The sequence below is a fragment of the Devosia sp. CAU 1758 genome, assembly GCF_054482695.1.
Genome location: NZ_JBTLRJ010000003.1, coordinates 512,415 through 526,320, shown reverse-complemented (window position 1 = coordinate 526,320; position 13,906 = coordinate 512,415). Strand labels below are relative to the sequence as shown.

Below are 13,906 nucleotides of genomic sequence, written 5' to 3'. Positions count from 1 at the left end.
TGATACATTGCCAGCCACTCACCGCGAGCCCAGTATTCGACACATTTGAAAACGACAGCAATAGGCCATTGTAATTCTTGGCAAAAATTGTAAATAGTTGATCTTTGCTCAGATGAAATGTGTCAATATGTTGACAAGTCGCAGTTGGGGGAGGGAGTGGCCATGCGCGCGCCAATCGGGTTTCGCATCAGCAACAGGCGGAAATCGCTCAGGATTTCCCAGGCCGCCCTGGCACGGTTGGTGGGCATATCGCCCAGCTATCTGAATCTGATCGAGAACAACAAACGGGACGTCGGGGGCGCCCTGTTGCAGCGCGTGGCCATGCATCTGGACATAAGCCTCGATGACCTGACAGGGCAGGCCGAGCAGAAGCTGCTACAGGACCTTGAAGAAGCCTATGCCGACCCGATGATCGAGTCGCTGCCATTCCAGCCCGATGAGCGGCGGCAAATGGTGGCCCAATATCCCGCCAGCGCCATGGCTCTGGCCCGGCTGCACCGCGCCTATTCCGACGCAGTTGCCAGCGCCGATGCCTATGCCGACCGGTTGCGATCCGACCCGCTGCTAGGGCAGTTGCTGCATCAGGTGCTGTCCGGGGTCACGGCGGTGCGCTCGAGCGCGGAAATTCTCGAGGATGTCACCGACCTTGCGGAGGGCGAGCGGCAGCGTTTCGTGTCCTCAATCGGCCGGGAGACTCGGAACCTGGGGGCAGTGGCGCGCAATCTCATCGGCCACTTTGAGAATGCCAGCGCCAGCCGCCGCAGCATTTCGCCGGCCCGCGAGATCGATGACCTGCTGGTGGAGCAGGCCAACTACTTTCCGGCGCTGGAAGCAGCAGCGGAGCGTTTGCGACATAATATCGAAGCGGGCGGGGTATTTGGCGTTCAGACGCTGACAGAAGTGCTCGAAGGACGGCACGGCGTGCGCATCCATATCGGTGGTTCACCCCCTGCCGGACAAGGGGACTTCCCCGGACAGTATCGCTATTTTCCGGAAGTCTCGACCATGTGGTTGCAGGGGGCCACCACACTGGCGACCCGGCAGTTCCAACTGGCGCGACTCTATGGCGAGATTGCTGCGGGGGACGCTATTGAGGGTGTACTGGAAAAGGCCGCCCTTGCCTCGCCGACAGCCCTGCGGCTGGCGCGCCGGGCGCTGGGTTCCTACCTCGCCAGCGCCCTGGTATTTCCCTATTCAAGCTTTCTGGAAACGGCAGTGGCCGCGTCATATGATATCGATCAACTCCGCCAGACTTACAATGCCAGCTATGAGCAGGTGGCACATCGATTGGTGTCGCTGCGCCGACCGGGCGAGGAGGGCGTGCCTTTCGGCTTCCTTCGGTCAGATCCGGCGGGGCGCCTGACCAAGCACTTTCCGCTTCCGGGCCTGCTGCTGCCCTATTCAGGCCATGCCTGTCCGCTCTGGGCGATCTATGGCGCTTTCCGGACGCCGGACATGGCGATCCGCCAGGTGGTCCGGTTTTCCGACGGCTCGCGCTATCTCTTTGTGGCGCGGACGGTTCAGCGGCGGGCCGCGGCCTTCCACGAGCCGCCGGTCATGGCATCGGTCATGCTGGCTTGCAACGTGCTGCATGCCGACCAGACGATCTATGCGCAGGGTCTCAACCTTGCCGACACCGACGCGGATGTGCAGGTCGGCCCGACGTGTCGGCTGTGTACGCGATCGGACTGTGCCAGCCGCCAGGAGGAGCCGCTCGCGCCGATGCCGGGACGCTCTGATCTGCGCTCGGCATTGGTGCCTATGGGATTTGCGCTTGGCGATCGTGGCTGATTGAGATTTAGTGTCGCTGTTCGCCGTGGGGAGACGGCGGATCATCTTGGGGGGAATTTTGGCAGTCGATGTTCTGATCGCCGAAGATGAGCCGAGCATTCTGGAGTCACTCGACTTCATCCTGCGTCGCGCGGGGTGGAGCGTGGAATCTGTCACGAATGGGGATGCGGTGCTCGAAAGCTTGCGCCGGAGCCGGCCGCGTATTCTGGTGCTAGACGTCATGCTGCCCAAGCGGAGCGGTTTCGATGTTCTCAAGCAGTTGCGCTCCGAAAGCGAAACCAGGGATATCCCGGTGCTGATCCTGACTGCCAAGGGCCAACAGCAGGACAGGCGGATCGCCGAGGAACTGGGAGCCGACGGCTTTGTGACCAAACCCTATTCCAATTCCGAGGTCGTGGGCGCCGTCCGTCAATTGCTGGGCGAAAATGACGGAGCGGCGTAAAGTCGTTGGCAGCATGTTCGTTCTTACGGTGGCGGGGTTTCTGCTGCTGGTCCCGCCGGTGGCGCATCTGTTCAATCATGATTTCCGGATCGGCGGCGTCCCGCAGATCGTCGTTTATCTGTTCGGAGTCTGGCTGGCGCTGATCCTGGGGACCGTGCTGCTGACGCGGCTACTCGAACCCGACCGACAGGATTTCCGGGACGAGGGCGAGAGCTAGAATGCTATCGGCCGATTTCGTCATTGCGACCTCTGTTGCCTATGTGGGTCTGCTGTTTGTACTGGCTTATTTCGGCGACCGGCGCGCCCGCGCCAACAAGCGCTCATGGCTTCATTCGCCTGCCGTCTATACCCTCTCCATTTCTGTCTATTGCACCAGTTGGACATTCTACGGCGCCGTGGGAAATGCTGCGCGCAGCGGCTTGGAATTCCTGACGATTTACCTTGGTCCTACACTGGTCTTCGTCGGCTGGTACTTCCTGTTGCGCCGGTTGGTGCGGATCAGTCACCTGCATCGGATCACCTCGGTTGCCGACCTGCTCTCGTCGCGGTTTGGCAAGTCCAGCCGCCTCGGGGTGCTGGTGACCTGTATCGCGGTGGTTGGCATCGCGCCCTATATCGCCCTGCAACTCAAAGCAGTGACATCATCCATTCAGGCGGTGGCCGGTGCCTCCGAATTCGGTCGAGGAAGCCTGAAAGGCATCGATGACGTCGGCCTGGCGCTTGGGGTCGCGGCAGCGATGGCCCTGTTCACGATCCTCTTCGGAACGCGGCATGTGGACGCCAAAGAACAGCATCATGGCGTCGTGGCCGCCATTGCCTTCGAGGCAGTGGTGAAGCTCGCCGCGCTGGTCGCCGTCGGCGTCTTTGTCGTCTATATCGGCGGGGGCCTCGATGCGATCTTCAGCCGGGCCTCGGAGATGGGGCTGGCCATGGACACATCCGCCAGCTTTGACAGCCGGTGGATTACCACGCTGGTCCTCTCCATCGCGGCCATTGTCTGCCTGCCCCGTCAGTTCCAGGTTACGGTGGTGGAAAATTCGGACGAGAACCATCTTCGCGTCGCCGGGTGGGCCTTCCCGGCCTATATGATGCTGATGAGCATCTTCATCCTACCCATCGCGATCTATGGGCTAACCGTGATGCCTGAGGGCTCCAATCCCGACATGTTCGCGCTGACGCTGCCCCTGGCTGCGGGACAGAACGGGCTGGCGCTCTTCGCCTTCATCGGCGGATTTTCCTCAGCGACCTCGATGATCATCCTCGAGTCCATTGCACTCTCCATCATGGTTTCGAACCACATCATCATGCCGCTGGTCCTACGCTTCAGTGCCGGCCAGCAGTCGGCGGATGGGCATGGTGTAAGCCGATTGCTGCTGGTGGCACGGCGGTTCTCGATCGTGCTCATCCTCTCGCTCGGGTTCTTCTACTTCTTCTTCACCCGCGATTCCGACGCGCTGGCGCCCATCGGCCTGATCTCATTCACAGCGATTGCGCAGTTCTTTCCGGCGCTGTTGGCGGCCATATTCTGGCGGGAGGCATCGCTGAAGGCCGTCACGGCGGCTATTCTGGTGGGCTTTGTATTCTGGGCTTGGTGCTGTTTTCTGCCATCGTTCGAGTCGGTCTCCCTGCGTGTCTCCACCCTGCTCGAGTTTGGACCATGGGGCATCGGCTGGTTGAGACCGGAAGCCATGTTCGGCCTGGAGGGGTGGGATCCGCTGACGCATGCGGCATTCTGGAGCCTCGCGACCAATATCCTCGTGTTGACCCTAGGCTCGCTCCTCACCAGTCCTTCAGCGCTTGAACGCATTCAGGCGACGGCATTCGTCGATGTGTTCCGGCGGAGCGGGGTTCCCCAGGGAAATTTTGTGCGCGGCTCGGCCACGGCCAATGATCTGTTCTTCGTGGCGGAGCGCGTGCTGGGCGAGAAGCGGGCTGCGGCCCTATTCGAATCGGCTGCGCGCGAAACAGGGGTTGAGCCAGATGTACTCGATCCGACGCCGGAATTCATCGGCCGGCTTGAGCGCGAACTGGCAGGGTCTATCGGCGCCGCCTCGGCACATGTGATGCTGTCGAAGGTCGTTGCAGGTGGCGATGTGTCGCTAGAAGAGATGATGCAGATGGCTGACGAAACCCAGCAGGTCATCGAATATTCGCAGGAACTGGAAAAGACGTCGGCGGAGTTGCGCCTGACTGCACGCAAGCTGGAGGAGGCGAACGCGCAATTGCTCGAGCTTGATAGCCAGAAGGACGAATTTCTCAGCCAGGTGAGCCACGAGGTGCGCACACCAATGACCTCGATCCGCTCGTTTTCCGAGATACTGATGGAGCCAGGTGATCTCAATGACAGCCAGAGGCAGCGGTTCATCACCACCATTCACCAGGAAAGCCTGCGCCTGACCAAGCTGCTTGACGAAATCCTAGATCTCAGTGCGCTGGAACGGGGTGAGCGCAGTTGGCGCAATGTGCCTGTGAATGCGGAGGATGCGCTCGATCGGGCGGTGGCGGTCTGCGACGCACTGTTGCGACAGAAGGGCATGCGGGTGGAATTCGGAGACCGTGCGAATACCACTATGGTGGAAGGCGACGGGGACCGGCTGTGCCAGGTGTTCATCAATCTGATCTCCAATGCGGTCAAATATAATGACGCCAATGACCCGATCGTGCGTGTCAGTTCCACTGTGCGTTCCGGGCAGTTCGTCGTCGACGTGGCTGACAATGGCCCGGGCATTTCGAAATCCGACCGCAAGCTGATCTTTGAGAAATTTTGGCGCGGCGTGGAAGGTGGCGGTGATCAGGGCGGCGCGGGTTTGGGCCTGGCCATCAGCCGGCAGATCATCGCGCGAATGAACGGATCGCTTGAGCTTGTGCAAGGCCCCTTGCCGGGCGCCTGTTTTAGGGTTCGCCTGCCGGTGGTCAAGCAGGCCCCGCCATCAGCCAGTAGCGTCTGATCCGGTTAACCCTGGCCTTCATCGGGAATGTTGAGCAAGTGTCCGCAGGCCTTGCAGTGCACGGCATCGGGCTCGTGCCGTTGCAAGCCGCATTGCGGACAGGGAAAATTCACCTTGGCCGGCCGGAAGATCAGTTGCGCCAGGCGCACGAAGAGCGAGATGCCGATGATCATCACGACGATAGATGTGAGCTTGCCGAAAGTGCCGGGCAGGACAATGTCGCCGAACCCCGTGGTGGTCATAGTGGTGACGGTGAAGTAGAGCGCATCGACATAGCCCACGATGCCGGACTGGCGCTGGGCGAAGGCGGTGTAAACAAAGCCGGTCACCACGAAGATGAAGACAAGCAGGTTGATCACCGCCTGAACGGTTTCGCGGTACTCGCCTAGGCCGCGCTTTTCCAGTGGTCGCCAAACCATGCTAGTGCGGGTGAGCGTCCAGAGCCGCAATATGCGCAGGAATCCCAGATTGAACAGCCAGGTCGGGGCCAGCAGGGTGATCAGGATGAAGATGTCGATTATGACTGGCAGTTGCCGCAGCCAGCGCATGGGGTGGGTCGAGGCCAGCGCACGCGCCAGCAGATCCAGCGCCAACAAGGCTGCGATTGAATAGTCCAGCCAGAGGAAGGTTTCGCTGTCGCGCAAGAGCGGCGTAGCAATGAAGAAGGCGATGATGGCGAGATCGACCACCAGGATGACTGTCTGGAAACGCAAGGCCTTGGCCGACTGGCCATGATAAAGGAGGCGCAGAGTTGAGCGCAGGTTGTTCAGGCCGCGCTGCTTATCAGTGGCAGCTGCGGCTGGTTTTTCGGTTTCGGCCACGCTCGGTCACTTTGTCATGCGCTGTCCCTGCCAGGATCAAATGACTATTCTGCCCTGACATTCAAGAGTGCACGTTAGTCATGTTTGCGGGCAGTGGTCGGCAGAACCTAGAAAACTTCGGTCAGTTGCGGTTTTGGTTCTGATTTTGGTTCTGGCCTGATCCCTGGGTGACAGGACCAAGAATCGAGTTTGCTCCTGACGGCGGCGGAGGAGCCTGACAGGCCTGGGCACCGGAAATCCTGAAGCCTGCAAGGAAGGAGGACTGGATATTGGCGAGCGGAAAGCTGCCCACCAAGCCGTTGTGCTGGTTGTCGGTCCAGCCAAAGACATTGGCGGTGCCATCGTGCACGACGCCAATGTCGCACCGATTGCCCAGGTCAACGCAGGCGCTGCCCTGACACAGCGTCAGCGCGCCCTCGTATAGCGTAGTCAGAACCCGGCCGCCGGCAACGGTAAGGTCGAACTTCGTGCCGCGGACAGCGATCGAGGCGGTTGGCGTGTCGATCGAATAGACCGATTTAGGACTGTTCCCGGAGATGAAGCGAAAGGTACCGGCCAGCGCATTGACCGCAAACTTGTCTGCTCCGGTGCCGTTGAGAAGATAGGTCTCGATTTCCAGGGTGCTCCTCGGCCCCACGACCAAACGCGTCTGGTCGTCAAAAAGAAGTTGCACGTATCCTGTCGGTCCGGTCACGATTCGCTCACCCACCGAAACATCGGTGCCAGCCACCAGGGTTTTCTCCTGGGGGCCGAGCCGGGAAACCGCATCGGGATTGACGCCAACGGCAGTGCCTTCGCCTGCTGCGAGGACAGGAGAGAGCAAGAACAGACCTGCAAGGAGCGAAGTTAAAGACCGATTCATCATATCGAATACCATTCAACAATGCCGCTGAACCGGATATGAACTGCCCCGGCAGACATGGACTTTAGCAGAGACGGTACTGGCTGCAAAAGGCTGAGCAGTTTGCGACGAGAAACCGGGGTGGACCGGTTCGCCTGGTTGCCGCAGGGGGCGCAGCGCGCTATGTGCTGCCTGAACAACAACCAGCGACTTGCCGGCAAGGGGCCCCCATGAAGCTCGCCTTCGTCATTCCCGCCTACAATGAAGAAGCGCTGATCGGCAAATGCCTGGAATCGGTGCAGGCGGAAATCAAGCGCTCCGGCGCTGATGCCGACGTGATCGTCGTCAACAATGCGTCCACGGACCGCACGGGCGAGATTGCTCGCAGCTATACCGGGGTGCGGGTGGTCGACGAGCCCAAGAAGGGCCTGGTCAATGCCCGCGATGCCGGGTTCGCAGCTAGCGAAGGGTATGCGCTTGTCGCCAATATCGACAGCGACACAATCGTTCCCGCAGGCTGGCTGGACCTGGTGATGCGCGAGTTCACCAAGGACAGCAAGCTGGTGTGCCTGAGCGGCCCCTATGTCTATTACGACATGGCGCTGCACAATCGTGCGCTCATTGGCATGTTCTATGGGCTGACCTATCTCATCTACCTGCTCAACCGCTTCATCCTGCGGGTCGGGTCGGTGGTGCAGGGCGGCAATTTCGTCTTCAAGCGCGACGCCTGGGCGGCGGTGGGCGGATATGACCGCAGCATCGAATTCTTCGGCGAGGACACCGATGTGGCAGTGCGCCTTTCCAAGGTTGGCGGGGTCAAATGGACCTTTGCGCTCAAGATGAAGACATCCGGTCGCCGGCTGGAAAAGGAAGGCGTGTTCCGCACTGCGGGCACCTATACGCTCAACTTCTTCTGGGTGACCTTCAAGGGCAAGCCGATGACCAAGGATTATACCGACATCCGACCGCAATAGGCTGGAAACGCTGTCGAGCGGTTCAGGGTAGCGCCATCGGCGCGATCCGTTAAACTTGCGCCAGCCACATGATGTGGCTGGAGTCGGCCGGCAGATGAGCATCTCGTCCCAGCTTCCGCCCATTGCACTGTCCCAAGCCAGCGCCACGCTGCGCACGTTGGCGCAGGCTGCCGGACAAACGGTGGAAGCCCGGGTGCTCAGCCAGTCCGGAAATGGCGCTACGCAGGTGCAGATCGGGAGGCAGGTGCTCAGCCTGGCTCTGCCCGAGGGGCAAGCCATCGGCACGACGCTGACGCTTTCGGTGCAGCAGGCCGATGGACAATTGCGACTGGCAGTGGTGGCCGCCCGCCCGCCCACAATTCCCGCGCCTGCGTCGCCCCTCGCATCTGGCGTATCGGCGCCGGCTACTTCGGTGCAATTGTCAGCCGCGGCCTTGTCCAGTCCGTCGCTGCCACTGTCCGCAGCATCGGCGCCATCCGGGCAAGTGGTTTCGCCTGGGAGTCCGACACTCGCGGCTCCGCCGTCGGGACAGACGGGTCCGATCATCCCGGTCTCGGGGGGGCAGTCGGGGCCTGCGCAGGTTGGGTCCACTCCGGCAGCGCGAGCATTGGCCGCGGCCTCCATTGTCACGCCTCAGGGGGCACCGACACAGCCTGCCGCTGCGACAGCCACCACCGTTGCAGTGGCTGCCGAGGGGCCGAGCGCAACCCCTTCAATCCGTGTCACCGGCACGGTAGCCCGCCATGGTCCGCCGCCAGGGGCTGGTAGTCCGCAGGTTGCGATGCCAGTCACTTCGGCGCCTGTGTCAGCCGCGCATACATCTTCGGGCGTGCTGCAAGCGCCAACGGCGTCACCTTCGGCGCTTATCACGCCTGCGGTGCCCACTGTTCCGGTGAGCCCTGCAGCGCCGGTCGCTGCAGTGGCGCCTGCTACCGTACCGCCCCGGGTTGATATGCCCTATGCGGTAGCGGCGCCGTCAGCCGGAGTGCCTCGGGTAACTCCTGTGACCGGTTCTGCGACGACGGCCTTGCCGCCGGTGGCTCAGACAGTCTCTTCGAGCATGACCGGCCAGCACGCACCGTCTCCGAATCTGCCTGGAATGCCCTCTACGGCACCGACCAATGCGCCGTCCGCCCCGATCGCGGCACCCGCGCCCATGCCTGCGACACCGCAGGCGGCGCTGGCGCAGATGGTGCACCAGTCCCTTCCTCGGCAGGACAGCATTGTCGGATTAACCACGGTGTTGTCGGCCATGGCGGGCAGGGTGGGCCTGCCTGAACCGGTGGCAAAGGCAGCCCAGCAGATGCTGGCGGCGCGGGTGGTGCTGGACGGAGCCGGGATTGGCGGCGCAGCGCTCAGGACCGCCATCCAGAAATCAGGCGTGTTCCAGGAGGCTTTGCTGGCGTCCGGTCAAGGCCAGACGGCGGCAGGTGATGCCAAGAGCGCGCTGCTGGGCCTGCGGCAGAGCCTGGGGAACTGGTTGGGCAGTCAGGCACCGGTCGCGCAGGTGTCCGGCGTGGCGCCGCCCTTGCGGGGCCAGGTTCCGCGTGCCCGGGCCGGTGATGGCGTTGCGCCCGACCTGCCGGACGATCCCGCAGAATTGGGAAAGCTGCTGCTGGACCGCACCGAAGCGGCGCTGTCACGGCTTCGATTGCATCAGAATGCCTCTCTGCCCGACCCCAATTCGCCCCGCTCTGATACGCAGTGGAGTCTCGACCTGCCGGTGGTGGTCGGGGGTCAACAGCACCTGCTGCAGATGCAGATCCACCGCGACGCCGAAAAGGATGCGGAAAAACCGGAGGACCGTGGCTGGCAGGTCCGATTTGCCATCAACCTCGCGGAACGGGGGGAGGTCGGGGCGCAGATTTCGATGCGGGCCAGGAATACCGGCGTCCTGCTCTGGGCCGATCATGCCGAAACCGTCCAGTCCCTCGCGGATGCGGTGGATGGATTGCGTGACGCCATTGTCGAAGTCGGCCTGGTCCCTGGTGCAATAGTGGTGCGGACGGGCGCCCCGGCGCCGCAACAGGCCCAGCCTGCCGGGCAGGCGGGACATTATGTGGATGCAACCCGATGAGTGATGATACCCGGCCCGAACGCGCGCTGGCGGTGGCCCTGCATTATGAAAAGGGGTCCAAGGAAGCGCCGCGCGTCGTTGCCAAGGGCAGGGGGCTGGTGGCCGAAAAAATCATCGCCCTGGCCGAGGAAAATGGCGTGGTCATCGAAACCAATCCGATGCTGGCAGAAGCGCTGAGCGGGGTTGAACTGGATGATACGATCCCGCTCGAACTCTATGATGCCATTGCCGTGGTGATTGGCTATGTGCTGCAGCAAACACGACGCTGAACCTTGTCGACATGACTTTGGCTTCCCATGTCCTGAGTACAGACAATGGAGATGGCCATGCTCAGCCCAGAAGACGAACGCGCGATCGAAGACCTGTTTGAGCGTTTGCGCCGTGTCGAGCGCCAGAGCGGCCCACGTGATGTCGAGGCGGAGCGGCTAATCCGCCAAAGGCTCTCCGAACATCCGGCCCTTGCCTATTATATGGCCCAGACCATTGTGGTGCAGGAAGCCGCCTTGCGGGACCAGCAGGCACGACTGGCTGATGTCGAAGCCGAGCTGGAGCGCAGCCGGGGCGGGTTCCTGGGCAGCATTTTCGGTAGCGACGAGCCGGAGCGCCAGCAGCAGCGGCGGTCGGGACCGGGGGACCGGCGGGATGGCGGCGGCTTTCTCGCCGGTGCGGCGCAAACGGCGTTGGGTGTCACCGGCGGCGTCTTGCTCGGGTCTGCAATTGCGGGGATGTTTTCCGGGCCGGCAATGGCAGCAGAGACGTCTGCCGATATGCCCGAGGCACCGGAAGCAGACGGGGAATTTGACGGTGGCGATGACTGGGGCGGCTTCGATATTGGCGGCGAGTTCTAGCGCCTAGAGCAAGCGCCCGCTGCGCGGATCGCGCTTTTCGTAGAATTCGTTGCCGCCGGCTTCGAGCACATAGAACATGTTGTTGTAGGGGAAACGCAGGCCGGCGGTGTGGAAATGCTGGGCATTCTGCACGCCGGAATGGCGGGCGCCGCGGATGACCTGGTCGGCGACCTGCGACGCGAGCACGGCACCACTGTCGGTCATCGGGCGGGAGAGGACGCCTTGGGCGAACTGGTTCTTCTGGCCGACAACACCGCAGACCGATTTGGGATAGCGGGCATCGTTCACGCGATTCATGACCACCGTGCCGACGGCAAGCATGCCATCGGCGCTGGAGCGGTTGGATTCGAAATACATGGCCCGCATCATGCACTCCTTTTCGCTCATCTGGCCCATGGTAAAATTCACGCCCATAAGACTGCAACCACCGAGGCTGGCAGTTACAATCGTCGCGGCTATGACACGCGTAAGGGACTTGATGAGGCGCTGCATGGGTATTCCGGGTCGTGGCAAAGAAGTCGCTCAGCCCGAAAATGCGTGCTCAGGCTTAAGGAAAGCCTTAGCGAGAGGGTAAATGCCGGGTTACCGACGTCTGAAAAGGTTGGCGAGGAGCAGGGCAGTTCCGATCAGGGCAATGGTGGGCAGAGGGTCGCGCCGGACTATTCGAGCGCCGCGAATGGCCTGGCCCCCGGCGAGTTCGGCGAAGTGCGCCGTATGGCGAGCTGCGTCGCGGCTGAAATCCGTCAACTGATCGCCCCACTTATCGGTATTGTGGCTGGCATGGTGCGACACAATCTTGCCGATCCGCTGGACCTCACGCCGCATGGCGTGAAGCTGGGCTTCCAGGCTATGGGGATCGTGTCGCTGGATGCCGAGTTGGCTCAGGACTGTATCGAGGGACATGGAACGCTCCGTGTTTGGGGGGCAACGGCGCAGCGGCCATGGCGGTTCCATGCCCTTGAACTGACGCGAGCAAGCGCCATCTAGAGCAGATGGAGGAATTTGATGAGCAAAAGCGCCGACCGGCTGAACAGGCTGTTTGACCGTCTGGAACGCAGGATTCCGGGCCTGGCGGCGGGCTGGTTGGCCCGGGTTCGCCGTCCTGAGGCCCGCTGGGTACGGATTCCGCTCGGTGTTCTCCTTGTGCTGGGCGGCATATTCAGCTTCCTGCCGGTGCTCGGCATCTGGATGCTGCCACTGGGCCTGCTGCTGCTCGCGCTCGATCTGATCTTCCTGCAAGGGCCGGTCAACACCGCTGTCTTGCGCGGCGGCCGCTGGTGGACCGGCTGGCAGCGCTCCCGGCGGGACCGCAATCGACACAAGAAGTAAACCTCGGCGTCAGGACCGGTGATGCACCTCGACACGATCGATGGCGGCGGCAAGTCGTTCATCGACGATGTGCAGATATTGCGTCCAGTCCGCCATCTGGCCTAGGGCCGCCTTGCCGTCCGATATGCCGCGCAGCGCCAGGAGCGGCACAGCAAAAGTTTGGCACGCCCTCATTATTGCATAGGTCTCCATGTCGACCATGTCCTCGGCAATGGCATCATAGGCTGTTCCCGAGACGACATTCGCACCGGTCGACAGTGTGGCGGGTTGCAGACCGGGCACCAGGGAGCTAAGCGGCAGGGTAGGCGGGAGGTCGAGAAACGGTGTCACGCCCTTCGGAAAGCCCAGGGCCGACGCATCCATGTCGCGATAGCTGACGGAAACGGCCTGGTAAACGCCGCATTGCTCCAGCCGCCGAGAACCGGCCGAACCAAGGGAAACGACAAGTCCGGGCAGGTTTCCGCGCCGGTCCGCCAAGGCTCGCGTCGTGTTCACGGCCGCTTCCACGGGGCCGACGCCAACCATGATCGGCTGTATGCGGGCGCGCAAATGGGGGCCGAATTCGAGTTCGGCTGCCATGAGATAGAGGATCGACATGGGTGCAAGCCTAGCATGCCGCCGGTCTTGTCACAGACCCATTTTCAGTTCCGTAACCAGCCGCGGGGTAGAGTGAGAACGGACCGTGGCAGAAAGCCGCGGACGTTTGGATCAGCAAGAAATGCGCTTCGCAGTTATCGAGGATACACGCCAATGGGGCGAGCCGGGAGCTCGCGCCCAAGGAACCGGACCGATCATCGACGCCGATGCGGTCGAGAACGAGGCCCGCCGGCGCAAGGCGCTGCTCAAGCTCGATGAGTGGCACTTTCGCCAGTATGTAACCGACCGACCGGTGCCGGAACACATCGTACAGATGTGTCGCCAGATCGACCTGGCTGGCGAAGCGCTGGCGAGGTTGTCCCCAATCCCGCTCGATTATACCGACGATCTCTACTGGCCGCGCACTTGGTAAGTGCGGCGACCGGCAGATAGGGCCGCCTCAGGCGGCCTTTTTCACGCGCGGGGCACGCTTGCCGGGTGGCTTGATGGTCTTTACCGCTTCGGCCGCGATTTCGCTCATGGCCTTGAACCAAAAGGCCTGATCCTGGCCTTCGGGCCGGCCATCGGCCTCCCACAAGGCATAGGCGCGGTTCTGAATCTGTTCGTGCATTGCTGCGCTCCTTGATGGCGGATGCGGGCATGAGCCTGCGCGACTATGGTTTATGGACCGTAAACGGGGGTGTTGCGCTGTTGCATGGCCGCCATGAATTGCGCTCCAGCGGAGGGTCCTGACCACTCCCTGTCGAAATTCTCGCCTCCGGATCGTCGTTGAGGAGATCCAGCGGAGGATTGCCATGGGCCTGTCGAATTTCGAAGTTGTCACCCTGTTCGTTCCGGACATCGCCACGGCCCGTGCCTTCTATGAGCGGGTCTTTGCGGTGAAGGTGGTCTATGCCGACGGCGTTTCGGCGGTCTTCGGGTTCTCGGGCACGATGATCAACCTCCTGGCTGAGCGCGAAGCACCGACGCTGGTTGCGCCGCGTCCAATCGGCGGTAGCGGCGTGCGCATGCTGCTGACCATCAGAGTCGAGGACGTCGATGCCGAATGCCAGCGGCTGGCGGGCCGGGGCGTGGATTTGCTGAACGGCCCGATTGACCGGCCCTGGGGCCGCAGGACGGCAGCCTTTGCCGATCCGGCCGGGCATGTGTGGGAGCTTGCACAGGTCATTTGAACCAGGCCGTGTCGAAACCTCGGGGCACCCGTCGTCGTCAGGCCAGTGAACCAGAGGAGCCGTGCC

16 protein-coding genes and 1 pseudogene are annotated in these 13,906 nt (G+C 62.1%); 11 read left to right on the top strand and 6 right to left on the bottom strand.

What is annotated here, in order from left to right; translation table 11 throughout:
• The first annotated feature begins 162 nt into the window (after window positions 1-162).
• From ACXYMS_RS12650 to ACXYMS_RS12635, 4 genes are read left to right on the top strand one after another with little or no spacing between them, the layout of a single operon-like run.
• Window positions 163-1,791, top strand: coding sequence for a helix-turn-helix domain-containing protein (locus ACXYMS_RS12650; protein ID WP_458906782.1), 1,629 nt, complete (start codon window positions 163-165; stop codon window positions 1,789-1,791).
• Between the two features lie 58 nt (window positions 1,792-1,849).
• Entirely contained in the window at window positions 1,850-2,233 is a 384-nt protein-coding gene (locus ACXYMS_RS12645; protein ID WP_458906781.1) for a response regulator transcription factor, read from the top strand.
• Between the two features lie 13 nt (window positions 2,234-2,246).
• Complete coding sequence (locus ACXYMS_RS12640; RefSeq protein ID WP_458906779.1) at window positions 2,247-2,450, top strand: hypothetical protein; 204 nt, start codon at window positions 2,247-2,249, stop codon at window positions 2,448-2,450.
• A 1-nt stretch (window position 2,451) separates the two neighbouring features.
• Window positions 2,452-5,181 carry an ATP-binding protein gene (locus ACXYMS_RS12635; protein ID WP_458906778.1) on the top strand — a complete coding sequence of 910 codons (2,730 nt, stop codon included), beginning with the start codon at window positions 2,452-2,454 and terminating at the stop codon, window positions 5,179-5,181.
• 5 nt (window positions 5,182-5,186) lie between these two features.
• On the opposite strand, the gene ACXYMS_RS12630 is transcribed toward ACXYMS_RS12635, so the two are convergent.
• Together ACXYMS_RS12630 and ACXYMS_RS12625 are read right to left on the bottom strand one after the other, a co-directional pair.
• A complete protein-coding gene (locus ACXYMS_RS12630; RefSeq protein ID WP_458906776.1) occupies window positions 5,187-6,002 on the bottom strand; it encodes an ion channel in 816 nt (271 codons plus the stop codon).
• A gap of 121 nt (window positions 6,003-6,123) precedes the next feature.
• On the bottom strand, window positions 6,124-6,825 hold the full coding sequence (locus ACXYMS_RS12625) for a FecR family protein (RefSeq protein WP_458906774.1): 702 nt from the start codon (window positions 6,823-6,825) through the stop codon (window positions 6,124-6,126).
• A gap of 248 nt (window positions 6,826-7,073) precedes the next feature.
• Between ACXYMS_RS12625 and ACXYMS_RS12620 the strand changes: the two genes are divergently transcribed.
• The 4 genes from ACXYMS_RS12620 to ACXYMS_RS12605 all read left to right on the top strand — a co-directional run bounded on the left by ACXYMS_RS12620 (window position 7,074) and on the right by ACXYMS_RS12605 (window position 10,742).
• Window positions 7,074-7,817 (top strand): glycosyltransferase family 2 protein, encoded by a 744-nt coding sequence (locus ACXYMS_RS12620; RefSeq protein ID WP_458906773.1) that lies wholly within the window; start codon window positions 7,074-7,076, stop codon window positions 7,815-7,817.
• Between the two features lie 94 nt (window positions 7,818-7,911).
• A complete protein-coding gene (gene fliK, locus ACXYMS_RS12615) occupies window positions 7,912-9,894 on the top strand; it encodes a flagellar hook-length control protein FliK (RefSeq protein WP_458906771.1) in 1,983 nt (660 codons plus the stop codon).
• Window positions 9,891-10,163 carry an EscU/YscU/HrcU family type III secretion system export apparatus switch protein gene (locus ACXYMS_RS12610; protein WP_458906769.1) on the top strand — a complete coding sequence of 91 codons (273 nt, stop codon included), beginning with the start codon at window positions 9,891-9,893 and terminating at the stop codon, window positions 10,161-10,163. Before fliK ends, ACXYMS_RS12610 begins: the two co-directional genes overlap by 4 nt.
• Before the next feature lie 57 nt (window positions 10,164-10,220).
• Window positions 10,221-10,742: a DUF2076 domain-containing protein gene (locus ACXYMS_RS12605; protein ID WP_458906767.1), complete on the top strand. Its 522-nt coding sequence runs from the start codon at window positions 10,221-10,223 to the stop codon at window positions 10,740-10,742.
• Window positions 10,743-10,745: 3 nt separating this feature from the next.
• Here ACXYMS_RS12605 and ACXYMS_RS12600 read toward each other — a convergent pair whose 3' ends face one another.
• Complete coding sequence (locus tag ACXYMS_RS12600; protein ID WP_458906766.1) at window positions 10,746-11,234, bottom strand: cell wall hydrolase; 489 nt, start codon at window positions 11,232-11,234, stop codon at window positions 10,746-10,748.
• A 90-nt stretch (window positions 11,235-11,324) separates the two neighbouring features.
• Window positions 11,325-11,645 (bottom strand): hypothetical protein, encoded by a 321-nt coding sequence (locus tag ACXYMS_RS12595; RefSeq protein WP_458906764.1) that lies wholly within the window; start codon window positions 11,643-11,645, stop codon window positions 11,325-11,327.
• A gap of 102 nt (window positions 11,646-11,747) precedes the next feature.
• Here ACXYMS_RS12595 and ACXYMS_RS12590 point away from each other — a divergent pair, with 102 nt between their 5' ends.
• Window positions 11,748-12,071 (top strand): hypothetical protein, encoded by a 324-nt coding sequence (locus ACXYMS_RS12590; RefSeq protein WP_458906763.1) that lies wholly within the window; start codon window positions 11,748-11,750, stop codon window positions 12,069-12,071.
• A gap of 9 nt (window positions 12,072-12,080) precedes the next feature.
• Here the strand turns inward: ACXYMS_RS12590 and ACXYMS_RS12585 are convergent.
• Window positions 12,081-12,677: pseudogene (locus tag ACXYMS_RS12585) on the bottom strand (5'-methylthioadenosine/S-adenosylhomocysteine nucleosidase); the annotation flags it as partial.
• Between the two features lie 112 nt (window positions 12,678-12,789).
• On the opposite strand from ACXYMS_RS12585, the gene ACXYMS_RS12580 reads away from it, so the two are divergent.
• A complete protein-coding gene (locus ACXYMS_RS12580; RefSeq protein WP_458906761.1) occupies window positions 12,790-13,080 on the top strand; it encodes a hypothetical protein in 291 nt (96 codons plus the stop codon).
• A 27-nt stretch (window positions 13,081-13,107) separates the two neighbouring features.
• Here ACXYMS_RS12580 and ACXYMS_RS12575 read toward each other — a convergent pair whose 3' ends face one another.
• Window positions 13,108-13,278, bottom strand: coding sequence for a DUF2934 domain-containing protein (locus ACXYMS_RS12575; protein WP_458906759.1), 171 nt, complete (start codon window positions 13,276-13,278; stop codon window positions 13,108-13,110).
• A 184-nt stretch (window positions 13,279-13,462) separates the two neighbouring features.
• Between ACXYMS_RS12575 and ACXYMS_RS12570 the strand changes: the two genes are divergently transcribed.
• Window positions 13,463-13,840 carry a VOC family protein gene (locus tag ACXYMS_RS12570; RefSeq protein WP_458906757.1) on the top strand — a complete coding sequence of 126 codons (378 nt, stop codon included), beginning with the start codon at window positions 13,463-13,465 and terminating at the stop codon, window positions 13,838-13,840.
• The last annotated feature ends 66 nt before the right edge of the window (window positions 13,841-13,906 follow it).

Excerpts from the sequence above, each read along its gene's own strand:
- ACXYMS_RS12620 (WP_458906773.1), top strand. The coding sequence starts at position 7,074 with ATGAAGCTCGCCTTCGTCATTCCCGCCTACAATGAAGAAGCGCTGATC.
- ACXYMS_RS12595 (WP_458906764.1), bottom strand. The coding sequence starts at position 11,645 with ATGTCCCTCGATACAGTCCTGAGCCAACTCGGCATCCAGCGACACGAT.
- ACXYMS_RS12570 (WP_458906757.1), top strand. The coding sequence starts at position 13,463 with ATGGGCCTGTCGAATTTCGAAGTTGTCACCCTGTTCGTTCCGGACATC.
- ACXYMS_RS12580 (WP_458906761.1), top strand. The coding sequence starts at position 12,790 with ATGCGCTTCGCAGTTATCGAGGATACACGCCAATGGGGCGAGCCGGGA.
- ACXYMS_RS12635 (WP_458906778.1), top strand. The coding sequence starts at position 2,452 with ATGCTATCGGCCGATTTCGTCATTGCGACCTCTGTTGCCTATGTGGGT.
- ACXYMS_RS12590 (WP_458906763.1), top strand. The coding sequence starts at position 11,748 with ATGAGCAAAAGCGCCGACCGGCTGAACAGGCTGTTTGACCGTCTGGAA.
- ACXYMS_RS12650 (WP_458906782.1), top strand. The coding sequence starts at position 163 with ATGCGCGCGCCAATCGGGTTTCGCATCAGCAACAGGCGGAAATCGCTC.
- ACXYMS_RS12640 (WP_458906779.1), top strand. The coding sequence starts at position 2,247 with ATGTTCGTTCTTACGGTGGCGGGGTTTCTGCTGCTGGTCCCGCCGGTG.
- ACXYMS_RS12575 (WP_458906759.1), bottom strand. The coding sequence starts at position 13,278 with ATGCACGAACAGATTCAGAACCGCGCCTATGCCTTGTGGGAGGCCGAT.
- ACXYMS_RS12605 (WP_458906767.1), top strand. The coding sequence starts at position 10,221 with ATGCTCAGCCCAGAAGACGAACGCGCGATCGAAGACCTGTTTGAGCGT.
- ACXYMS_RS12610 (WP_458906769.1), top strand. The coding sequence starts at position 9,891 with ATGAGTGATGATACCCGGCCCGAACGCGCGCTGGCGGTGGCCCTGCAT.
- ACXYMS_RS12600 (WP_458906766.1), bottom strand. The coding sequence starts at position 11,234 with ATGCAGCGCCTCATCAAGTCCCTTACGCGTGTCATAGCCGCGACGATT.
- fliK (WP_458906771.1), top strand. The coding sequence starts at position 7,912 with ATGAGCATCTCGTCCCAGCTTCCGCCCATTGCACTGTCCCAAGCCAGC.